This is a genomic window from Dictyobacter aurantiacus, assembly GCF_003967515.1.
GTDB classification, from domain to species: Bacteria; Chloroflexota; Ktedonobacteria; order Ktedonobacterales; family Ktedonobacteraceae; genus Dictyobacter; species Dictyobacter aurantiacus.
This window is the reverse complement of the sequence record NZ_BIFQ01000001.1, coordinates 5,668,305-5,688,959: the sequence shown is the minus strand read 5'-3', so window position 1 is coordinate 5,688,959 and position 20,655 is coordinate 5,668,305. Positions and strand designations below refer to the sequence as shown.

The window sequence follows — 20,655 nt, the reverse complement described above, 5'->3', positions numbered from 1 at the left end:
TCCTCCCCCTCTCGCCCGCGTAGCGGGCGAACAATCCATCAAACGAAGTTTGACAAAGCAGTAGGTTCTCTTCTCTTCTTGCAACAAAATGAATGACACCCTACGATACCTGATTGTCGGTTTGCGCCGCGAGACCTTCGACTTCGGCCAGCAAGCGCTCAAGCTCATCATCGTCGTTCTGCTCCATCTGCTGTTGGACGATGGCGAGCGCCATGCCCATCACCGTTGGCTGCTCGAAGAGAACGCTCAGCGGGACCTGCACCCCGAAGGCGGCCTGGACCTGCCCGATCAGGCGAATGGCCAGGATAGAGTGGCCGCCAAGCTCAAAGAAGTTGTCGGTGATGCCGACGCGCTCCAGCTTGAATAGGGCGGCCCACAGGGCGGCCAGCTGCTCTTCCACCGGCGTACGCGGCGCGAGATAGGTCGATTCACCTCCCTGGCGCTCAGGCGGTGGCAGCGCCCGCTGGTCTAGCTTGCCATTGGGGGTTAGCGGCAGACGCTCCAGCCACACATAGGCGCCGGGCAGCATGTAGGCTGGCAACCATGTCTGCAGATAGGCGCGCAGCTCGCCGGCAGCTGGTCGCTCGCTCGGCCCCGTGGGAACGAGGTAGGCCACCAGCTGCTTCTCCGCCGGACGATCCTCGCGTAAGAGTACCGCCGCCGAGCGAACGGCGGGATGCTCAAGCAGCCGCGCCTCGATCTCACCGCACTCGATGCGGTAGCCGCGCAGCTTGACCTGCTTATCGGCGCGACCCTCGAAGAGCAGCGTCCCATCTTCCAGCTGGCGCGCCTGGTCGCCGGTTTTATACAGCCGCGCGCCCGGTTGCGGGCTGAAGGGATCGGGCACAAAGCGTTCAGCGGTCAGCGCTGGTTGCTTGAAGTAGCCGCGCGCCACGCCTTCACCTCCCAGGTAGAGCTCGCCGATAGCCCCCGGCAAGACCCGCTGCATGTGCTCATCCAGTACATAGGCACTGATGTTGGTCAGCGGTCGCCCGATGGGCACCGACGGCTCAAGGGTGTCATCGGCAGGCACGGCGTAGGTGCAGGCGTAGGTGGTGTTCTCGGTCGGCCCGTAGCCGTTGATGATCTGGCAGCCGGTCAGCTCATCCAGCGCGCGGCGCACGTGGGAGGCGGAGAGCGCTTCGCCGCCCGTCATCAGCCGCTTGACGCCGCGCAGCCCATCGAGATGCGTCTCCACCATCTGGTTGAAGATGCCGCTCGTCAGCCAGAGGACGCTGACCCGCTGCCCCCGAATGGTCTCGGCCAGCTCATCCAGCGAAGAGAGGTCAGCCGGCGCCACCACCAGCCGCGCCCCATTGAGCAGGCTGCCCCAGATCTCAAAGGTAGCGACATCAAAGGCGATGGAGGAGAAGAGCAGCAGCGAGTCCTCCTCATCGATGCGCACGTACGTCGGACGATAAACCAGGTTCACGATCGAGCGGTGCGCGATCATGGTTCCTTTGGGCCGCCCGGTCGAACCAGAGGTATACATAATATTGGCGAGCCGGGCGCTATGCCCACGGCTCTCCAGATTGGTGTCGTCCTGGCGCGCCAGCTGCTCGTCCAGATCATCCACCGCCAGCACGCCGCTGTCGGTCTGCGGCAGGTGCTCGCTCAGCGCGCGCGAGGTGAGCACAAGCGGCGCCCGTACCTCGTCAAGGATATAGGTCAGGCGCTCGCCTGGATAGGCCGGATCCAGGGGAACATAGCAGCCACCGGCCTTGACGATCGCCAGCAGGCTGACGATCAGCTCAAGCGAGCGCTTCATGAAGACGGCGACGCATACCTCCGGTCCTACCCCGCGCTGTCGCAGGTAGCGCGCGAGCCGGTTGGCGCGCCGATTGAGCTCACCGTAGGTCAGTGACTCCGCTCCGAAGATGACGGCGGGCGCGGCGGGCCGGCGCTCCACCTGCTCCTCAAAGAGTTGATGGAGGCAGCGCAGGCGCGCGTCATCGACATCCATCTCCATCAGTTCCGCAGGCGGCTCGGATGGTGGCTGCAGCTGGTCGCGCTCGTTGGCGTTCAGCATCACCAGCTGCGGAGCCAGCGCGCCGTCCGACGGCAGCGAATGCAGCAGGAAGCGCAGGTGAGCCAGCATGCGCTCAATCGTCTCGGGCGCGAAACGCTCACGATCGTAGCTGAGCCGCAGCCCCAGCGTCTGCCGGGGCACTACGACCAGCTCCAGGGGATAGTGCGTGCGCGCGCTGGCCGAGAGCGGCGCGACGCGCAGCCGCGTCTCAGCGGCGCTGTCCAGCTCGACCTGCGGGTAGTTCTCGAAGGCCAGGATGCTCTCGAAGAGGGGCTGACCGCGCGGCACCTCGCTCCAGGCCTGAATCTGCATCAGTGGGCTGTACTCGTACTGGCGCAGTTCAGCCTGCCGATCCTGCAGATCCTTCAGCCAGGTGATCAGGTCGATACTGTCCGCCAGGGATGGGTGATGCTTCAAGGCAATACGAAAAGGCAGCGTATTCACGAAGAGGCCGATCATCGACTCGACGCCGGGCACGGTCGCCGGTCGGCCAGCGACGACGGTGCCGTAGACGATGTCTTCGGCTCCGCTATAGCGGCCCAGCAGCAGGGCCCAGGCCCCCTGCAGCAGCGTGTTGAGGGTCAGTTGATGCGCGCGGGCGAAGGACTGCAGGGCAGAGGTAGCCTGCTCTGAGATGACCAGCGTCTGCTCCCCAAACCGGCTTGCTTGCGTTTCTCCCGCTGAGGGCTGGCGCCGCTTCGGAGTCTGCCTCACGGACAGATCGATCGGCTGGATGGCCTCGCTAAAGCCGCGCAGGTTCTGGCGCCAGAAGGTTTCGGAGGCCTTCAGGTCCTGCTTCTGCAGCCAGGCGATGTAATCGCGATAGGGGCGGCGCTTCTCCAATGTGGGGGCGCGTCCAGCGTCCAGGGCCTTGTAGGCTGAGAAGACATCCTTGAGTACCAGGGGCGAGCTCCAGCCATCCAGCAGCATGTGATGATAGCTCCAGGCGAAGCGATACAGGCGCTCATCCAGGCGTACGAGTTGGAACCTCATCAGGGGCGCCTTGTCGAGCGCGAACGGGTTGCCGCGATCCTCCTCCAGCAGCCGTTCCCAGCTGGCCTCCTGCTCATCAGGCGCGCGCCCACGCCAATCATGTTGCCGCCAGGGAACCTCGGCGCTGCGCAACACGACCTGTAGCGGCTTCTCCAGTCCCTCCCAGACAAAGCCGGTGCGCAGGATCGAGCGGCGCTCGATCACATACTGCCAGGCGGCCCTGAACGCTCCCTCGTTCAGCTCGCCCCGCAGCTCCCAGCCGGACTGCAGGATGTACGCGCCCGCGTTGGGGGTGTACAGGGTGTGAAACAGCATTCCCTGCTGCATCGGCGAGAGGACATAGATGTCCTCAACGTTATCAAAGCTCATCTGGATGGCTCCTCTGTATTGCTCATTTTTCCAAGCAGGCTTGCCAGCGTGCCAAGCTCTCCGGGATTGAGATCCGCCAATGGAAACTCGCCCTGCGCTTCCTCGGCCTCCTCCTGTTCATCGAACTCGTCGCTGTGCTCGACGACGGCGGCGAGCTCGGCGATGCTCTGGTGCTGGAATATCTGCCTGGCGCTTAGCTGCAGACCCTGGCGCAGGGCGCGCGTGACAACCTGGATGGTCAGGATGGAATCGCCGCCGAGCTCGAAGAAGCTCTGCCGCCGGCCAACATGTTTCAGGTGCAGGACCTCACACCAGATGGCGGCCAGCGCCTCCTCAACTGGGGACTGTGGCTGCTGATCGTCGTCGTTGGGGTCCTGCCGCTCGGGATGGGGCGCCGGCAGCGCCTGCCGGTTCAGTTTGCCATTGGGCAGCAGCGGCAGCTGGTCCAGGAAGACGAACAGCGCGGGCAGCATGTAGGCTGGCAGCTGCCGCTGCAGTCCGGCGCGCAGCTCCTGAACGGTCGGTGGCGGCTCCGCGCCAGCGACGAGATAGGCGACGAGACGTGGCTCGCCCGCCGGGTCGTGCCACAGCTGGAGCGCGACCTCGCGCAGGCGTCCATCACGCCTGAGCGCCGCCGCGACCTCCTCCAGCTCGATGCGGAAGCCATGCAGCTTGATCTGCTGATCGCTGCGCCCGAGGTATTCGATGCTGCCGTCGGGCAGGTAGCGCGCGCGATCACCGGTCCGGTAGAGCCGTCCACCGGGCTCTGAGCTGAAGGGATCGGGCAGGAAGCGCTCGGCCGTCAGGTCGGCGCGGCCCTGGTAGCCCCTGGCGACTCCGGCGCCCCCGATGTAGAGCTCGCCCGCCACGCCCACCGGCAGCAGCACCATCTGCTGATCCAGGATATAGACGCGCAGATTGGCGATCGGGCGCCCGATTGAGACATGGGTGGCGGGCGCGGAGCCGGCGGGCACCTCATAGCAGGTGGCATCGGCCGCCACCTCAGAGGAGCCATACAGGTTCAGCATTGTACAGCCAGGGAACGCCTGCTGGAAACGCCGTAGCAGCGGCAACGTCAGGACTTCGCCACTACAGCTCAACAGCTTGAGAGCGGGCAGGCGCTCGCCCAGTCGCTCATCCAGGTCGAGCAGTCCCTGCAGCAGCGAGGGGACCAGCACCAAACGCGATACGCGCTGACCGGACAGCGTCTCCACGAGGTCGCGTGGCTCGCGCAACTGCTCCCTGGAGATCAGCACCGTCGGCACCCCCTGCAGCAGGGGACCAAAGATCTCCCAGACCGCGTCCACAAAGCTCAGCGAGGTCTTCTGGCAGCAGATCTCATCGGCGGCGAAGGGATAGCTGCGCCACATCCAGTGCAGACGGTTGAGCGTGGCGCGCTGCGTCGCCAGCACGCCCTTTGGTCTGCCAGTCGAGCCCGAGGTGTAGATCACATAGGCCAGGCTCTCCGGATGAATAGAGACGCGCGGCGGCTCCTGCGCCATGCTCATGATCTCCTCCCGGTCGGCATCCAGGCAGAGGAAGCTGGCGGCGCCTTCCAGGAGGCGTCCACGCAGCTGCGACAGCGTCACGACCAGCGGCGCCCCTGAGTCCGCGACCATCAGGGCCAGCCGCTCAGTCGGATAATCGGGATCGAGGGGGACATAGACCCCTCCGGCTTTGAGGATGCCGAGCAGGCCCACGTACAGCTCCGGCGTTGGTTCCAGGCACAGACCAACGCGCGTCTCGGGCCCCACCCCACGCGCGCGCAGGGCGTGAGCCAGCTGGTTGGCGCGCCGGTCCAGCTCGCGGTAGCTCATCCGCTGGTCGCCGTAGATGAGGGCGCTCGCCTCGGGAGTGCGCGCCGCCTGCTCCTCAAATAGACGCGCCAGGTGCGTCTCCTCGTTCGCGAAGGATACCTCGGTGCTGTTCCAGGCAACGATCTGCTCACGCTCACGCGCGTCCAGGAGCCGCGCCTGGCTAAGGCGCATCCCTGGCTCCTGCACCAGCTGCTCAAGCAAAGCCTGGTAGTGGCGCACCATGCGCTCGATGCTCGCCTGCTCGAACAGGTCCGTACTATACTCGACCATCCCCTGCATGGTGCCGTCCACATTCTCGGAGAGGTAGAGGCTGAGATCGAACTTGGAGACCGCCACGGCGAGCAGCTGGGCCTCGACCACCGCGCCGGGCAGGGTCAGGGCGTCCACCGCCATGTTCTGCAGCGCGAAGAGGACCTGGAAGAGCGGGTTATGGCTCAGGCTGCGCTCGGGCTGCAGGGCCTCGACAAGCTTCTCGAAGGGGAGCTCCTGGTGGGTGTAGGCGCCCAGGGCTACCTGGCGCACGCGTCCTAGCAGCTCGCGGAAAGTCGGATCTCCGGACAGATCGGCGCGCAGCGCCAGCGTGTTGACGAAGAAGCCGATCAGCCCCTCGGTCTCGATGTGCGTGCGGTTGGCGATGGGGGTGCCAACCACGATATCTTCCTGGCCGCTATAGTAGCGCAGCAGCACCTGGAAGGCGGCCAGCAGCGTCATGAACAGCGTCGCGTCCTCGCGCTGACTGAGGGCGCGCACGCCGGCGGCCAGCTCGGGCGACAGGCTAAAGCTATAGATGGCGCCGGCGAAGCTCTGCGCCGGGGGTCGTGGCCGGTCAGTTGGCAGCTCCAGCACCGGGGGCGCGCCCGCCAGCTGCTCGCGCCAGTAGGCGACCTCGGCCTCCATAACTTCTCCACGCAGCCAGTCGCGCTGCCAGACCGCGTAGTCGGCGTATTGGATGGGCAGCGCGGGCAGCTGTGCCTGCTGCCCGGCGCACACCGCCGTATAGAAGGCCGCCAGCTCTCGATACAGGATGCCCTGCGACCAGCCATCCGAGGCGATGTGGTGCACGGTAATCAGCAGCACAAAGCTCAGCTCACCCAGGCGCAGCAGGCGAGCCCGCAGCAGCGGACCGCGCGCCAGGTCGAACGGCGTGTTCATCTCCTCGTCGGCGACGCGCTGCACGCGCCGCTGCTGCTCATCCTCGGGCAGACCACTCAGATCATCCAGCGGCAGCTCGATGCGCACCTGTGGCAGCACGAACTGACCGGGATGACCATCTTCGTCCACCACGATGACGGTGCGCAGGGACTCGTGCCGCTCGACCAGCAGTCCCAGGCTACGTTCAAGCGCGGCGATGTTCAGCTGACCACTGATGCGCCGGGGACCCATGATGACATAGGCCGCGCTATCCTCCTCCAGCTGCTGCAGAAACCAGAGTCGCTCCTGCGCGAACGAGAGCGCCAGCGGACCAGTACGGGCGACCGGCAGCAGCGGCGGGGCCTGGCGCTGTCCAGCCGCCAGCAGTTGCGCCGCCTCGATCTGCGCGGCCAGTTCGGCGATGGTTGAGGACTCAAAGAAGTCGGCCAGCGGCAGATCGACGCCAAAGGTTTCCTGCACGCGAGACATCACCTGCGTCACCAGTAGCGAGTGGCCGCCGAGCGCGAAGAAGTCGTCGTGGATACCGATGCCGTCCGCCGGATCGCCAAACGTTCCCAGCGCGACCTCTTCGGGGTCAAGCAGCTCGGTCCAGATGGCGATAAGCTGCTCCTCAATGGCGCCGCGGGTCGCGCCCTCGGACTGCACAGTCGTATCCTCGGGCTCCACCTCGGGACGCGGCAGGGCCTGATAGTCGATCGTTCCGGACTCGTCCAGCTGGAAAGTAGCAACCCGGACGAACCGGGACGGCAGCAGGTAGTCGGGCAGGCGCTGCGCCAGATACTGCTCCAGCTCGCCGCTGGTTGGACGCGACAGATCTTGATGAGGCGCCACGTAGGCGACCAGCTCGCGCTCGCCCGGCTCGTCCTCGCGCACGACCACGGCGCACTCACGCACGCCAGGATGCGATTGCAGCGCCGCTTCGATCTCGCCCAGCCGGATGCGATGGCCGCGCAGCTCAACCTGGCGCTCCAGCGGCCCCAGCCGCTCCAGTATCCCCTCGGCGGTATAGCGCGCCAGCTCGCCGCTCCCATACAGAGCTCCCTCTGCCAGCTGCCGACCAACAAACAACATTCCTGGCACGCCGATCGGCGCGAGCTGCATCCGTTCATCAAGCACGTAGGCATGCAGCTCACCCTCCTCCGAGAGCTGAAGCGCCTGGCACGCCCGCTGCCGCATCTGGTCCGAAAGAGCAGCGCCGCCGTCGCAACTCCAGTCACCAAGCAGGTGGGAGAGCTCCTCTTCGGGGAGAAGCGGCAGAGACCCGATGCACTGCTCGGGCTGCTCGACGATGCCTTCCAGCAGGCGCCGGTAGTGCGCGATAAAGCGTCCGATGGTACTGGCGTCGAACAGGTCGGTGTTGTACTCGATGGTGCCAACCATCTGCTGCTCATGTTCCCACAGGAAGATCATCAGGTCCAGGCGCGCCGAGCCCGTATCGATGTCAAGCAGCCGCAGGCGGATGCGTGCCAGGTCCAGCGTCATCACCGGCATGTGCTGCAGGGAGAACGCGACCTGGAAATAGGGGGGATAGCTCAGGCTGCGCTCGGGCTGCAGCTCTTCGACGATCTTGCCGAAGGGGAGATCCTGATTGGTGTAGGCACCCAGGGCGACCTCGCGCACACGCCCCAGCAGTTCGCGGAAGGTCGGATCACCGGCCAGGCTGGTGCGCAGGGCCTGAATGTCGAAGAAGCAGCCGATCAGGTTCTCGATCTCGACGTGCGTACGATTGGCGTTGGTCGAGCCGATCACCAGATCAGCCTGCCCCGTATAGCGATAGAGCAGCGTCTGGAACGCGGCCAGCATGGTCATTGAGAGCGTAACACCCTCGCGCCGGGCCAGCTCCTTGATCTCAGCGGTGAGGCCATCCGGCACCGTGAATGGATATTGCGCGCCACGGAAGGTCTGCAGCGGTGGGCGCGGACGATCACTCGGCAGGGACAGCATAGGCGGCGCGCCCCGTAGATGCTCGCGCCAGTACGCCAGCTGCCGCTCCATCAGGGTCGCGCCGTCCAGTACGTCGCGCAGGCGTTCACTCTGCCACAGGGTGAAGTCGACGTACTGCACCGGCAGTTCCGCCAGTGGCTGGCTCCGCTCGTCCTCGCTCCAGGCATCATAAAGGATGCCCAGCTCGCGCAGCAGGACGCTGAGCGACCAGGCATCAGAGACGATATGGTGGACGGTCAGAGAGAGCACGTGCTCCACCTCACCCAGACGCAATAGACGCGCGCGGATCAGCGGTCCACGGCTCAGATCGAAGGGGCGCCGCGCCTCCTGCTGCGCCTGGCGCTGCTTCTCCGCCGCGCGCTCGCCTTCTGGCAGTCCCTCCAGGTCCACCACCTCTACCTCCAGGTGCAGCTCGGGCAGGATAACCTGGGATGGCCGGCCCTGGCGCGCCACGATGATCGTACGCAGTGCCTCGTGGCGGCGCACGATCTCGTTCAGGCAGCGCTTGAGCAGATCGACATCCAGGGGTCCCTGGATCTCCACCAGCCGCGAGACGTTGAAGAACGGGTTGTTGGGCTCCCACTGGTCAAGGAACCAGAGGCGCTGCTGTGGGAAGGAGAGCGGGAGCTCACCACGGCGATCGACACGGGTGATGGCGCGAGCCTGCGCGCTCTGCTCATGTGCCCTGAGCTGCTCGATGCGCTCGGCCAGGGCCGCGACGGTCTGCGCCTCGAAGAGGGCGCGCAGCGGCACCTCGACCTGGCAGGCCTCGCGCAGGCGTGAGATGATCTGTACTCCCAGCAGCGAGTGGCCGCCGAGCTCAAAGAAGTTGTCGTGGATGCCGACCAGCGGGCGCTTGAGGACCTGCGCCCAGATGCCGACCACCTGCTCCTCGATCAGGGTGCGCGGCGCGCTATAGTGCTCGCTCGCCGCCACGGTCGCCTCGGGGACCGGCAGGGCACGCCAGTCCAGCTTGCCGTTGCGCGTCAAGGGCAGTTCCTCAAGCCAGATAAAGGCGGAGGGGACCATATATTCCGGCAGGGTCGCGCGCAGGAAACGCCGCAGTTCGGGCTCCGTTGGCGTACTCTCTCGCTCGCCGAGCGGCACCATATAGACGGCTAGCCGCTTCTCGGACTCACCCGGCTCCGTATAGGCGCGCACCACCGCCGTCTTGATGGCCGGATGCTGCTGCAGCGCCATCTCGATCTCGGGCGGCTCCACGCGCACGCCGCGAATCTTCACCTGCTCATCGACGCGGCCAAGGATCTCGAGCTTCCCATCCAGGGCATAGCGTCCGCGATCACCGCTGCGGTAGAGCACGTCGCGCTCATCGTCACGGAAGGGATTCTTGAGAAAGCGACGGCGATTCTCCTCGGAGACGTTGACGTAGCCCAGGCTGCGGAATGGCGTGCGGATCACGATCTCGCCCGGCTCGCCAATGCCGCAGAGCTGGCCGCCACGGCCCATCACCAGCATCTGCGCCTCGGGCAGCGGCCAGCCGGCTGGCTGGATGCCCGGCAGCATATCATCCTCGGGGACCCAGTAGCAGGACTTGGCCAGCGTCGTCTCGGCCGGACCATAGAGGTTGAGGATCGTGCCCTCGCGCCCAAACACCGCGCGCCAGCGCTGGACCAGCCGATCCGGCAGGGGTTCGCCGGCGAAGAAGACGCGACGCATGGCCGGCAGAGGCATGCCGAAGCGTTCGTCGTTCAGCCAGCTCTGCGCCATCGTCGGCACGATATGCAGGGATGTAATCCCTTCGCGCGCCAGCCAGGGCAGGATGCGCTCAGGCATCAGCTCGGCGTACTCCTCGGGCAGGTAGAGCGTGGCCCCGCTCACCAGGGGCATGAAGACATCGCGCCAGAACATGTCGAACGAGATCAAGGCCATCTGCGCGCAGCGGTCGCCGGGTCCCATCTCAAAGGTGCTGCGCTGCCAGCTCAGAAAGTGGCTCAGGCTCTTGTGCCGTCCCAGCACGCCCTTGGGCACGCCCGTCGTTCCCGAGGTGAAGACCAGGTAGGCCGCATCATCCTGCATGATCTCGGGCAGCTCAATCGCCCGCAGGTCCTCCTCAGACTCGCCCACGATCATGCCGCTCAGGCTATCAACGACGAACGAGCCGAGGGTCCCCAGTTCTCCCAGGTCTTCATCCGCGTGCGCATCGATGCGGACCAGGTAGCGGGCGTCCGCCTCGTGGGCCATGATCTCCTGACGACGCAGGGGCAGCGAGCGCTCCAGCGTCAGCAACACGCCACCACTCATGAGGGTCCCCACCAGCGTGGCGTACAGTCCGAAGCTGCGCGTCCCCTGGATGGCCACGGCATCGCCACGTCTGATACCAAGCTTCACCAGCGTGCGCGCGATGACGTCCGCCCGCTCGATCAGTTCGCGATAGCTCCACTGGCGACCCGCCTGCCAGACGGCAACCAGGTCGCGCGGATCGCTGGCCCAGACCTTGATCAGGTTGGTGATCGGCTCGCAGTATGGCTCGGGCAGCACCACGGTCGGGTCCGGGATAAGGTGGCGTGATGCAGGAGTCAGCAGCGAGTAGCTGTCCACCACGCGCCCGGGCTCGTCGGCGATCTGTTCCAGCAGAACCTGGAACTGGTTCAGCAGCAGGCGCATGCGCTGGTCCGAGAATAGGGCGCGCTGGTAGACCAGCTGCACCAGCAGCCCATCCTGGCGCTCATAGATATACAGGGTGATGGGCAGCTTGGCCTCGGGCTCGCTGAGCTCCACGCTGCTCACCCGCAGCTCCGGCAGGCTCAGATCGCTCTGGGGCAGGTTGACCAGGTTCAGCATCACCTCGTAGAGCGGGTTGCGGTTCAGATGGCGCTCGGGCTGCAAGACCTCTACCAGGTACTCAAAGGGCAGGTCCTGGTGCGCGTACGCTCCCAGCGTTGCCTCGCGTACGCGGGCCAGCAGCTCGGTGAACGTAGGCGCGTCCTCCAGCCTGACGCGCAAGACCAGCGTGTTCAGGAACAGGCCGACCAGCTCTTCGAACTCGGGGCGCGTGCGCCCGGCGATGGGCACGCCCACCAGCAGGTCATCCTGCCCGCTGTAGCGTCCCAGCAGGATGGCGAAGGCGGCCAGCAGCGTCATGAACAGCGTGCCGTCCTGGCGCTGGCTCAACGCCTTGAGCCTGTCGGCCAGTTCGGGTGGGAGGAGCAGTTCGCGACCGGCGCCCTCGAAGTTCTGGGTAGCACCGCGAGGATAGTCGATGGGTAGCTCCAGCGCGGGTGGGCGGTCGGCCAGCTGCTCTTTCCAGTACGACAGCTGCTCATCCAGGGCCTGTCCCCGCAGGAGATCACGCTGCCAGCTGGCATAGTCGGCATACTGCACGCTAAGCTCGGCCAGCGGCGAGGGGCGATCCTGCGCGTAGGCGCGATAGAGCTCCGTGAACTCCCTGCTAAAGACGCTCAGCGACCAGCCATCCGAGATGATATGGTGCATGTTCAAAAAGAGCACATGCTCCTCGGTGTCCAGTCGCAGCAGCGTGGCGCGCAAGAGGGGTCCATGCTGAAGATCAAATGGCTGGCGGGCCTCGCCGGTCAGGCGCCGCTGCACCTCGGCCTCCCACTCATCCGCGGGCAGACCGGTCAGATCGATCTCTGGCAGGGCCAGTTCGAGCTGTGGCGAGATGCGCTGCAGCAGTACGCCATCCTCCTCTACAAAGGTGGTGCGCAGGGACTCGTGACGCCGGATGATCTCGGCCAGGCTGCGCCGCAGCACATCCAGCCGCAGCTGTCCGCTCAAGCGGTAGGCGACCGGCATGTTATAGGCGGTGCTCTGCGGATCGAGCTGGTTGAGGAACCAGAAGCGCTCCTGCGAAAAGGAGGGGCGCAGCTGACCCTCGCGCGCGACCCTGGGGATTAGCGATCGCTGCGACTCATCTCCGGCCACTGACGTCCCGAGCTGGGCGGCGAAGGCCGCCAGCGTCGGCGCTTCAAACAGCGTGCGCAGGGGTAGCTCGATATTGAACGCGTCGCGCACGCGTGAGATCAGCTGTGTGGCCAGCAGCGAGTGGCCGCCGAGATCAAAGAAGTTGGCCTCGCGACCAATCTGCTCAACACCCAGAACCTGCGACCAGATGGCGGCCAGCTCCATCTCACGGCCGGGGCGCGGCAGCTGCTCCTCGCTCACGGCCTCCTCAGACTCGCGTCCGGGCGCGGGTAGCGCCCGCTTATCGACCTTGCCATTGGGGGTCAAGGGCAGCTGCTCCAGCCAGACAACGGCCGAGGGCAGCATGTATTCCGGCAACTGCTCACGCGCATAGGCGCGGATCTCGGCCGGTGTGGGCCGCTGCTCGTCCTGGCCCACCAGATAGGCGACGAGGCGCTTCTCCCCCGGTCGATCCTCGCGCAGGAGCACGGTCGCCGCGCGCACGGCCGGGTGTCGCAGCAGGCGACTCTCGATCTCACCGACCTCGATGCGGTTGCCGCGCAGCTTGACCTGCCCGTCCTCACGTCCCACAAAGATCAGCGCGCCATCCTCACGCGCCCGCACCAGGTCACCGGTGCGATAGAGGCGCGCGCCCGGCCGGTCGCTCCAGGGGTCGGGCACGAAGCGTTCGGTGGTCAGGGCGGGCTGGTTGAGATAGCCACGCGTCACGCCTTCACCGCCCAGATAGAGCTCGCCCACCACGCCCGGCGGCACCAGCTGCTGATACGCGTCGAGCACATAGGCCCGCGTATTGCCGATGGGCCGGCCAATCGGGATCGTCACATCTCCCTCAGCGACATCATCAACATGATAGAAGAGCGCATAGGTGGTGCATTCAGCCGGACCATACATGTGCACCAGCCGCTGTGGGGCACCGGCGCGCAGGATGGCTCGAATCCAGCGCGGCTCAACGGCCTCGCCGCCAAACGAGAGCGAACGCAACAGACTGAAGGCGCCCGGTTCCTGCTGCGCCACCTGGTTTACCAGCGCTGTGGTCAGGAAGAGATTGCTGACCTGCTGCTCGCGCAGCGCTCGTGCCAGCGCGCCCGGCTGCAGAATCGTGTCCTGGTCCAGGCAGATCAGGTGGGCGCCGTGGGCCAGGGTGGCCCAGACCTCGAAGGTCAGCGCATCAAAGGCCACGCTTGAGGCACAGCCAACGCGATCACCGGGCGCGACCGGGGTATAGAAGGGATGGTAGGCCAGCTGCATGATGTTGCGCTGTGTGACCTGCACGCCTTTGGGCGCGCCAGTCGAGCCCGAGGTATAGACGATATACGCCAGGTTGCTCGCTTCCCCGCTTTCCTCTACATCCAGGGTCGGATATAGCGCCAGTTCTGACTCCATCTGATCCAGATACAGCACGTGGACGTCGCTCTCCCTCAGGTTCTCCTGTGACTGTGATCCTGTCAGCACCAGCTGTGCGCCCGCGTCACTGAGCATATAGGTCAGGCGCTCGCGTGGATAGCCGGGGTCTAGCGGCACATAGGCCCCGCCCGCCTTCCAGATCGCCAGCAGGCTCACCACCAGCTTCACCGAGCGCGGCAGGCAGGCGCCCACGCGCACCTCGGGTCCCACCCCCTGCTCCCGCAGATAGTGGGCCAGCCGGTTGGCGCGCTCGTTGAGCTCCTGGTAGCTCAGCGCCTCCTGCGCGTCGCTGACCGCCGGCGCCTGCGCATGTGTCCGCGCCTGCTCTTCAATCAAACCGCAGACCGTACGCTCAGCGGGGAACTCCTGTCGCGTCTGATTCCAATCGACGATCTGTCGCTGGCGCTCCTGCGGTGTGAGCAGGTCCAGCCGCTGCACCGGGCGCTCGGGCTGGCTGACCAGGCCATGCAAGAGCTGCCGCCAGTGCTCAATCAGTCGGATCATGCTGGCCCCATCATGCAGGGCCGTATTATATTCCAGCTGGCCCCGGATGCCGTCGGGCGTCTCCCAGGCCAGAACGGTCAGCTCAAATTTGGCGCTGTGACTGACCCAGGGCTCGATGTGCAGGCTCAGTCCGGGTCCTAGCTCCTGCTGTTCCGGTGGCAAATCTTCCCAGGCAAAGACGACCTGGACTAGCGGCGTGGCGCTGCCCGCACGCTCGGGATTGAGGGCCTTGACCAGCTCTTCCAGCGGCAGGTCGGCATGGCTCTGCACGCCCAGCAGGCGCTCACGCACGCGGCGCAGCAGCTGGCGACCCGAAGGCTCCCCCCGCACGTCGGCGCGCACCACCAGCGTATTGACCAGCATGCCGATCAGCCCCTCGGTCTCCTCCTGGCGCCGCGTATGCATCGGCGTGCCCAGCAAGAAGTCCTCCTGGCAGCTATAGCGGCTCAGCAGCACCTCCAGTCCCGCCAGCAGCAGCATATAGAGGGTACAGTCCTCCTGACGCGCCAGGGCCTTCAGCTGCTCCGTCAGCTCTGATGAAAAGGCGAACTCCTGGCTGGCCCCCTGAAAGCCGGGCGCGCCCGTACGTGGATACGTGGTTGGCAGATCGAGGAAGGTGGCGGCGCCATCCACCTCCTGCCGCCAGAAGGCCAGCTCTTCAGCCAGGGCCTCGCCCTGCAGCCAGCCGCGCTGCCAGCGCGCATAATCGGCGTATTGAATCGGTAGCGGAGGCAGGGCGGGCGGTTCACCGGCGACGAGCGCTCCGTAGAGCGCTTTCAGCTCGCGGAAGAAGACCCCGAGCGACCAGCCATCGAAGACAAGATGGTGAGCCGTGAAGAGCAGATAGTGTTCCTCTGGTCCGCAGCGCACCAGTCGCGCCCTCACCAGCGGCGCCCGCCGCAGATCGAAGGGGGTATCCGCCTCACGTCGCACCGCCAGCCGCAGGGCTTCCCGCCTCGCCTCACCGCCGCGTGTCGACAGGTCGAGCAACGGCAAGTCCAGCGTCAGCTCGGGTTCGACAGCCTGGAAGGGCTGGCCGGCTCGCTCGTGGAAGCTGGTACGCAGGCTCTCGTGACGCGCCAACAGGGCGTTGAGACTGGCCCGCAGCGCCTCCTGTTGCAAAGGGCCGTCCAGGCGCAGCATGACCGGCACGTTGTAGAAGGGATTGCCGGGCTCCAGCTGTGCCAGAAACCAGAGCGGCTCCTGCTCGTAGGCCAGTGCTATCGGCTCTCCAGCGTCGTAGCTGCCGCGCGTGAGTGGCGGTCGGGTAGAGAGGCTGAACCCCTCTTCGGCCAGCAGCAGGGCTAACAGCTCGCTCTGCTGCTCCGAAAAAGCTTGCTCCTGATTGTAATCGTTTGGCTCCATGGTCATTTAACTCTTCTTCTTCTTTGCTTTAAGCTGTGCTTCTAGTTCCGCGGGTGACATCTTATGGATGCGCAGATACAGGCGCGCACTGGCGTTGGCCAGTCCGGGCGTCGCCTCATATGCGGGCAAGGCGGCCGCGAATCCGGCCAGGGTGGGATATTCAAACAGCGCGCGCACCGGCACATCGATGCGCAGGCGACTGCGTACGCGCGAGATCAGCTGAATGGCCAGCAGCGAGTGGCCGCCGAGATCGAAGAAGCTCTCCTCGCGACCGATGCGCTGGCCCCCCAGGGCCTCCGACCAGATGATGGCCAGCGCCTCCTCCAGCTCAGTGCGCGGCCGCTGCTCCTCACCCACGGTCTCCCCCAACTGGCGTGAAGGGGCCGGCAGGGCTCGCTTATCCACCTTGCCGTTGGGGGTCAAGGGCAGCTGCTCCAGCCAGACAAAATGCGAGGGCAGCATGTATTCCGGCAGCTGCTCGCGCACATGCGCCCGCAGCGTCGCCAGCGCTGGCCTCTCCTCGCCTTGAGCAACCAGGTAAGCCACCAGCTGCTTCTCGCCCGGCTGATCTTCACGCAGGAGCACGGTCGCCGCGCGCACGGCCGGGTGTCGCAGCAGGCGACTCTCGATCTCGCCGATCTCGATGCGGTAGCCGCGCAGCTTGACCTGCCCATCCTCACGTCCCACAAAGATCAGCGCGCCGTCCTCACGCGCCCGCGCCAGGTCACCGGTGCGATAGAGGCGCGCGCCATCCTGGCCGCTCCAGGGATCGGGCACGAAACGTTCGGCGGTCAACGCGGGCTGGTTAAGGTAACCGCGCGCGAGACCTTCACCGCCCAGATAGAGCTCGCCCACCACACCCGGCGGCACCAATTGCTGGTGTGCGTCGAGCACATAGGCTCGCGTATTGCCAATGGGTCGGCCGATTGGGATCGTCACATCTCCCTCAGCGACATCATCAACATGATAGAAGAGCGCAAAGGTGGTACATTCGGTCGGGCCATACATGTTCAGCAGACGACGGGCGGCTCCATCCTGCAGCGCAGTCCTGACCGCGCGCGCATCGATGGCCTCACCTCCCAGCATGAGGAATCGCAGCGAATTGAAGGCGTCCGGCTCTTGCTGCGCCACCTGGATACCCAGGGCGGTGGTCAGGAAGAGGATGCTGATCTCATGCTCGCGCAGCGCTCGCGCGAGTGCGCGCGGCTGCAGGATCGTGTCCTGATTCAGGCAGACCAGGTGGGTACCGCGGGTCAGGGGAGCCCAGACCTCGAAGGTCAGCGCGTCAAAGGCCACGTTCGAGGCACAGGCGATGCGGTCCTGCGGCGTTATCGCGGTATAAACAGGATCGTAGACCAGCTGCACGATGTTGCGTTGCGTGACCTGCACGCCTTTGGGCGCGCCGGTTGAGCCCGAAGTGTAGATCACATAGGCCAGATTGGTGGCACTTGCCGCCGCAGCGGGATTCGAGTCTGGATACCGCGTGAGATCCGTACTCAGTGTGGACAGGTTAAGCACGCGTACACCGGTCGCGGGCAGATCGGCCTGCTGCTCTGCCGTTGAGATGACCAGCCAGGCCTGCGCCTCACTGAGCATGTAGGTCAGGCGCTCGCGTGGATAGCCGGGGTCCAGCGGCACATAGGCCCCCCCCGCCTTCCAGATCGCCAGCAGGCTCACCACCAGCTCCACCGAGCGCGGCAGGCAGACGCCCACGCGCACCTCGGGTCCCACCCCCTGCTCCCGCAGATAGTGGGCCAGCCGGTTGGCGCGCTCGTTGAGCTCCTGGTAGCTCAGCGTCTGATGCGCGTCGCTGACCGCCGGCGCCTGCGGATGTGCCCGTGCCTGCTCTTCCACCAGGTCATGGACGCAGGCATCGACAGGGAAATCTCGCCGCGTCTGATTCCAGTCGACGATCTGCCGCTGGCGCTCCTGCGGTGTGAGCAGGTCCAGCCGCTGTACCGAGCAATCGGGCTGGCTGACCAGGCCGTGCAGGAGCTGCCGCCAGTGTTCAATCAACTGCCGCATGCTCTGGTCATCGTGCAGGACCGAGTTGTATTCCAGCATGCCCTGGATGCCATCGGGCGTCTCCCAGGCGAAGAAGGTCAGCTCGAATTTGGCGCTGTGGCTGGCCCAGGGCTCGACGCGCAGACTCAGGCCGGGTCCGAACTCCCAACCAGCTGGCGGCGGCTCCTCCCAGGCAAAGGCCACCTGGATCAGTGGCGTCGCCCCACCGGAGCGTTCGGGCCGCACGGCCTCCACCAGCTTCTCCAGCGGCAGATCGCCATGGCTCTGCGCGCTCAGCAGGCGCTCACGCACGCGGTGCAGCAGCTGACGACCCGAGGGCTCCCCCTGCACGTCGGCGCGCACCACCAGCGTGTTAACCAGCATGCCGATCAGCCCTTCGGCTTCTTCCTGCTGGCGCGTATGCACCGGCATGCCCAGCAAGAAGTCCTCCTGGCGGCTATAGCGGCTCAGCAGCACCTCCAGTCCCGCCAGCAGCAGCATGTAGAGGGTGCAGCCCTCCTGGCGCGCGAAGCTCTTCAGCTGCTCCGTCAGCTCCGGCGCCAGTGAGAACAGGCGCGTCACGCCACTGGTCCCGGCGGCGGTCGCGCGTGGGACGCTGGTTGGTAGATCGAGGAAGGTGGCGGCGCCAGCCACCTCCTGTCGCCAGAAGGCCAGTTCCTCGGCCAGAGCCTCGCCCTGCAGCCAGCCACGCTGCCAGCGAGCGTAATCGCTGTACTGCACCGACAGCGGCGCCAGTGGCTCCCCGGCGCCGGTCGTTCTGGCCAGGTAGAGCGCGCGCAGCTCGCGGAAAAAGATCTCCTGCGACAGACCATCAAAGATCAGGTGATGGGTGGTCAGCAGCAGCGTGTGCCGCTCAGGAGCCATACGGACCAGGCGTACGCGCAGCAGTGGCGCCTGCCGCAGATCAAAGGGGGTGTTGGCCTCCTGCTGGCAAGCCTGCTCATAGCCGAGGCGTCGCGCTTGCTCGTCGCGCTCGGAGAGATCGAGCAGCGGCAGCTCCAGCGTCAGCGCGGGCTCGACAACCTGAAAGGGTTGACCATCGCGTTCGTGGAAGCTGGTGCGCAAACTCTCATGCCGCGCCAGCAGATCATTCAGGCTGTCACGCAGCGCCTCCAGCTGCAGTGGACCCTCCAGCTGTAGCAGCAGCGTCGTATTGTAGGCGGGGCTGAGCGGATCAAACTGGGCCAGGAACCAGAGCTGTTCCTGCTCATAAGCCAGCGGGGCCTCGCCCTTCTGCCCCTGCGCGCGCAGCGCTGGACGACGGCTGCGCTGCTCTTCCTGCGCCAGCGCCTCGATGCGCGCCGCCAGCGCCGCCAGGGTCGGCTCTTCAAAGAGCGCGCGCACCGGCAGGTTGACCTTGAGGTGGTGGCGCACGCGCGAGATCAGCTGCGTGGCCAGCAGCGAGTGGCCGCCGAGCTCAAAGAAGTTCGCCTCCCGGCTCACCTGGGGGAGGCCAAAGGCCTCACACCAGGCTTCAGCCAGGGCCCGCTCGGTTGGTGTCGCGGGCTGTTGCTGCTCATTTAGATCATCCAGCAACTCCCAGCGCGGCGCGGGCAGAGCGCGACGATCGATCTTGCTGTTCGGGGTGAGCGGGAAGGCATCCAGCCAGACGAAAGCCGCCGGGATCATGGTCTGCGGCAGCTCGGTCTGCAGAGCCTGGCGCAGCTGCCGTGCCGTCAAAGGTTCGCTTCCACGTAAGGTGGCCGAAGCAATCAGGTAGGCCACCAGCCGCTTATCGCCCGGCCGATCCTCGCGTACCAGTACCACCGCGCCTCCGACCTCCGGCAGGCGATCGAGCGCGGCCTCGATCTCCTCGGTCTCGATGCGGATACCGCGCACCTTGACCTGGTGGTCGACACGTCCCAGGAACTCCAGGTTGCCATCGGGCAGGTAGCGCGCCAGGTCGCCGGTCCGGTACAGCCGGGCGCCGGGGTGCGTGCTGTAGGGATGCGGCACAAAGCGCTCGGCCGTCAACTGCGGGCGCTCGAAATATCCATAGGCCAGCCCCTCCACCCCTCCTAGATACAGCTCGCCCGCGACGCCAACCGGGACCCGCCGCATCTCGTCGTCGAGCACGTACGTCTCCATGCCCGGCATCGCCTTGCCGATGGGCAGGTTCTGCAGGCCACTGTCGGCCTTGTACTTCCACGAGGTGACGCTGACCGCGGCCTCGGTCGGACCATAGAACTGATAGAAGTCAACCGCGACGCGAGCCAGCAGGCGCGGCGGCAGGGCGCGGGGGACGGCCTCGCCACCCGAGAGCACGACGCGCAGGCTGGTGCATTGCTCCAATCCCGGCGTCTCCACCAATACCTGCAGCAGCGAAGCGATAAAGTGAGAGACCGTAATGCGCTGCTCAATCATCAGGCGCACAAGATACTCGCTGTCCAGCTGGCGAGCCGGATCGACCAGTACGACCCGCGCGCCAGCCAGCCAGGGAGAGAAAAACTCCCAGGCTGAGGCATCAAAGCTAAACGAGGTCAGTTGAAAGACGCTATCACCCGGCATGAGCGGGATCTCGCACTGCGCCCAGAGGATGCGATTGGCGATGGCGCGCTGCGAGATCATGACGCCCTTGGGCCGTCCCGTCGATCCAGAGGTGTACATGATGTAGGCGATATCGACCGGGGTCGCCAGGGCGCGCGGATTGGCATTGCTCTTCTGTGCGAGGGAGGATCGGTCGGCGTCCAGGTAGATACTGGCGATCTCCTGCGCACCGAGCCGGTCGCGCAGGCGCTCCATCGTCACCAGCGCCAGCGGCCGCGCGTCCTCCAGCATGAAGTGGAGTCGATCAGCTGGATACTGCGGGTCCAGCGGGACATACGTTCCACCTGACTTGAGCACGCCCAGCAAGCCAACCGCCATCTCTACCGAGCGCTCCAGGCAGATGCCCACGCGCACAGCGGGACCCACGCCAAGCTCGCGCAGGGCGTGCGCGAGCTGGTTGGCGCGCTCGTTCAACTCCTGGTAGCTTACGTCTATGCCGTCGCACCAGAGCGCGCTGGCGTCCGGGCTGCGCGCGGCCTGGGCCTCAAAGAGCTGCGCGAGACACGCGTCCTTGAAGCGGCTATCCTCCCGCATCACCCTGTACGCGGCCACCGCCCGGGCATCATCACATATCGTTGCATCAGGCTCTATGCTCTGCATGGT

Annotated in this window: 3 protein-coding genes; all 3 read right to left on the bottom strand. The window is 65.8% G+C overall.

Going from position 1 to position 20,655, the window contains the following annotated elements; translation table 11 throughout:
- Nucleotides 1-100: 100 nt before the first annotated feature.
- Genes KTT_RS22935 through KTT_RS22925 form a run of 3 tightly spaced genes read right to left on the bottom strand, consistent with a single transcriptional unit; the run spans nucleotide 101 to nucleotide 20,652 of the window.
- Nucleotides 101-3,391, bottom strand: a complete 3,291-nt coding sequence (locus KTT_RS22935) for a non-ribosomal peptide synthetase (protein ID WP_126598609.1) — start codon at nucleotides 3,389-3,391, stop codon at nucleotides 101-103.
- Nucleotides 3,388-15,486 carry a non-ribosomal peptide synthetase gene (locus KTT_RS22930; RefSeq protein WP_126598607.1) on the bottom strand — a complete coding sequence of 4,033 codons (12,099 nt, stop codon included), beginning with the start codon at nucleotides 15,484-15,486 and terminating at the stop codon, nucleotides 3,388-3,390. The genes KTT_RS22935 and KTT_RS22930 overlap by 4 nt, the downstream gene beginning before the upstream one ends.
- Nucleotides 15,487-20,652 carry a non-ribosomal peptide synthetase gene (locus KTT_RS22925; protein ID WP_126598605.1) on the bottom strand — a complete coding sequence of 1,722 codons (5,166 nt, stop codon included), beginning with the start codon at nucleotides 20,650-20,652 and terminating at the stop codon, nucleotides 15,487-15,489.
- Nucleotides 20,653-20,655: the final 3 nt, after the last annotated feature.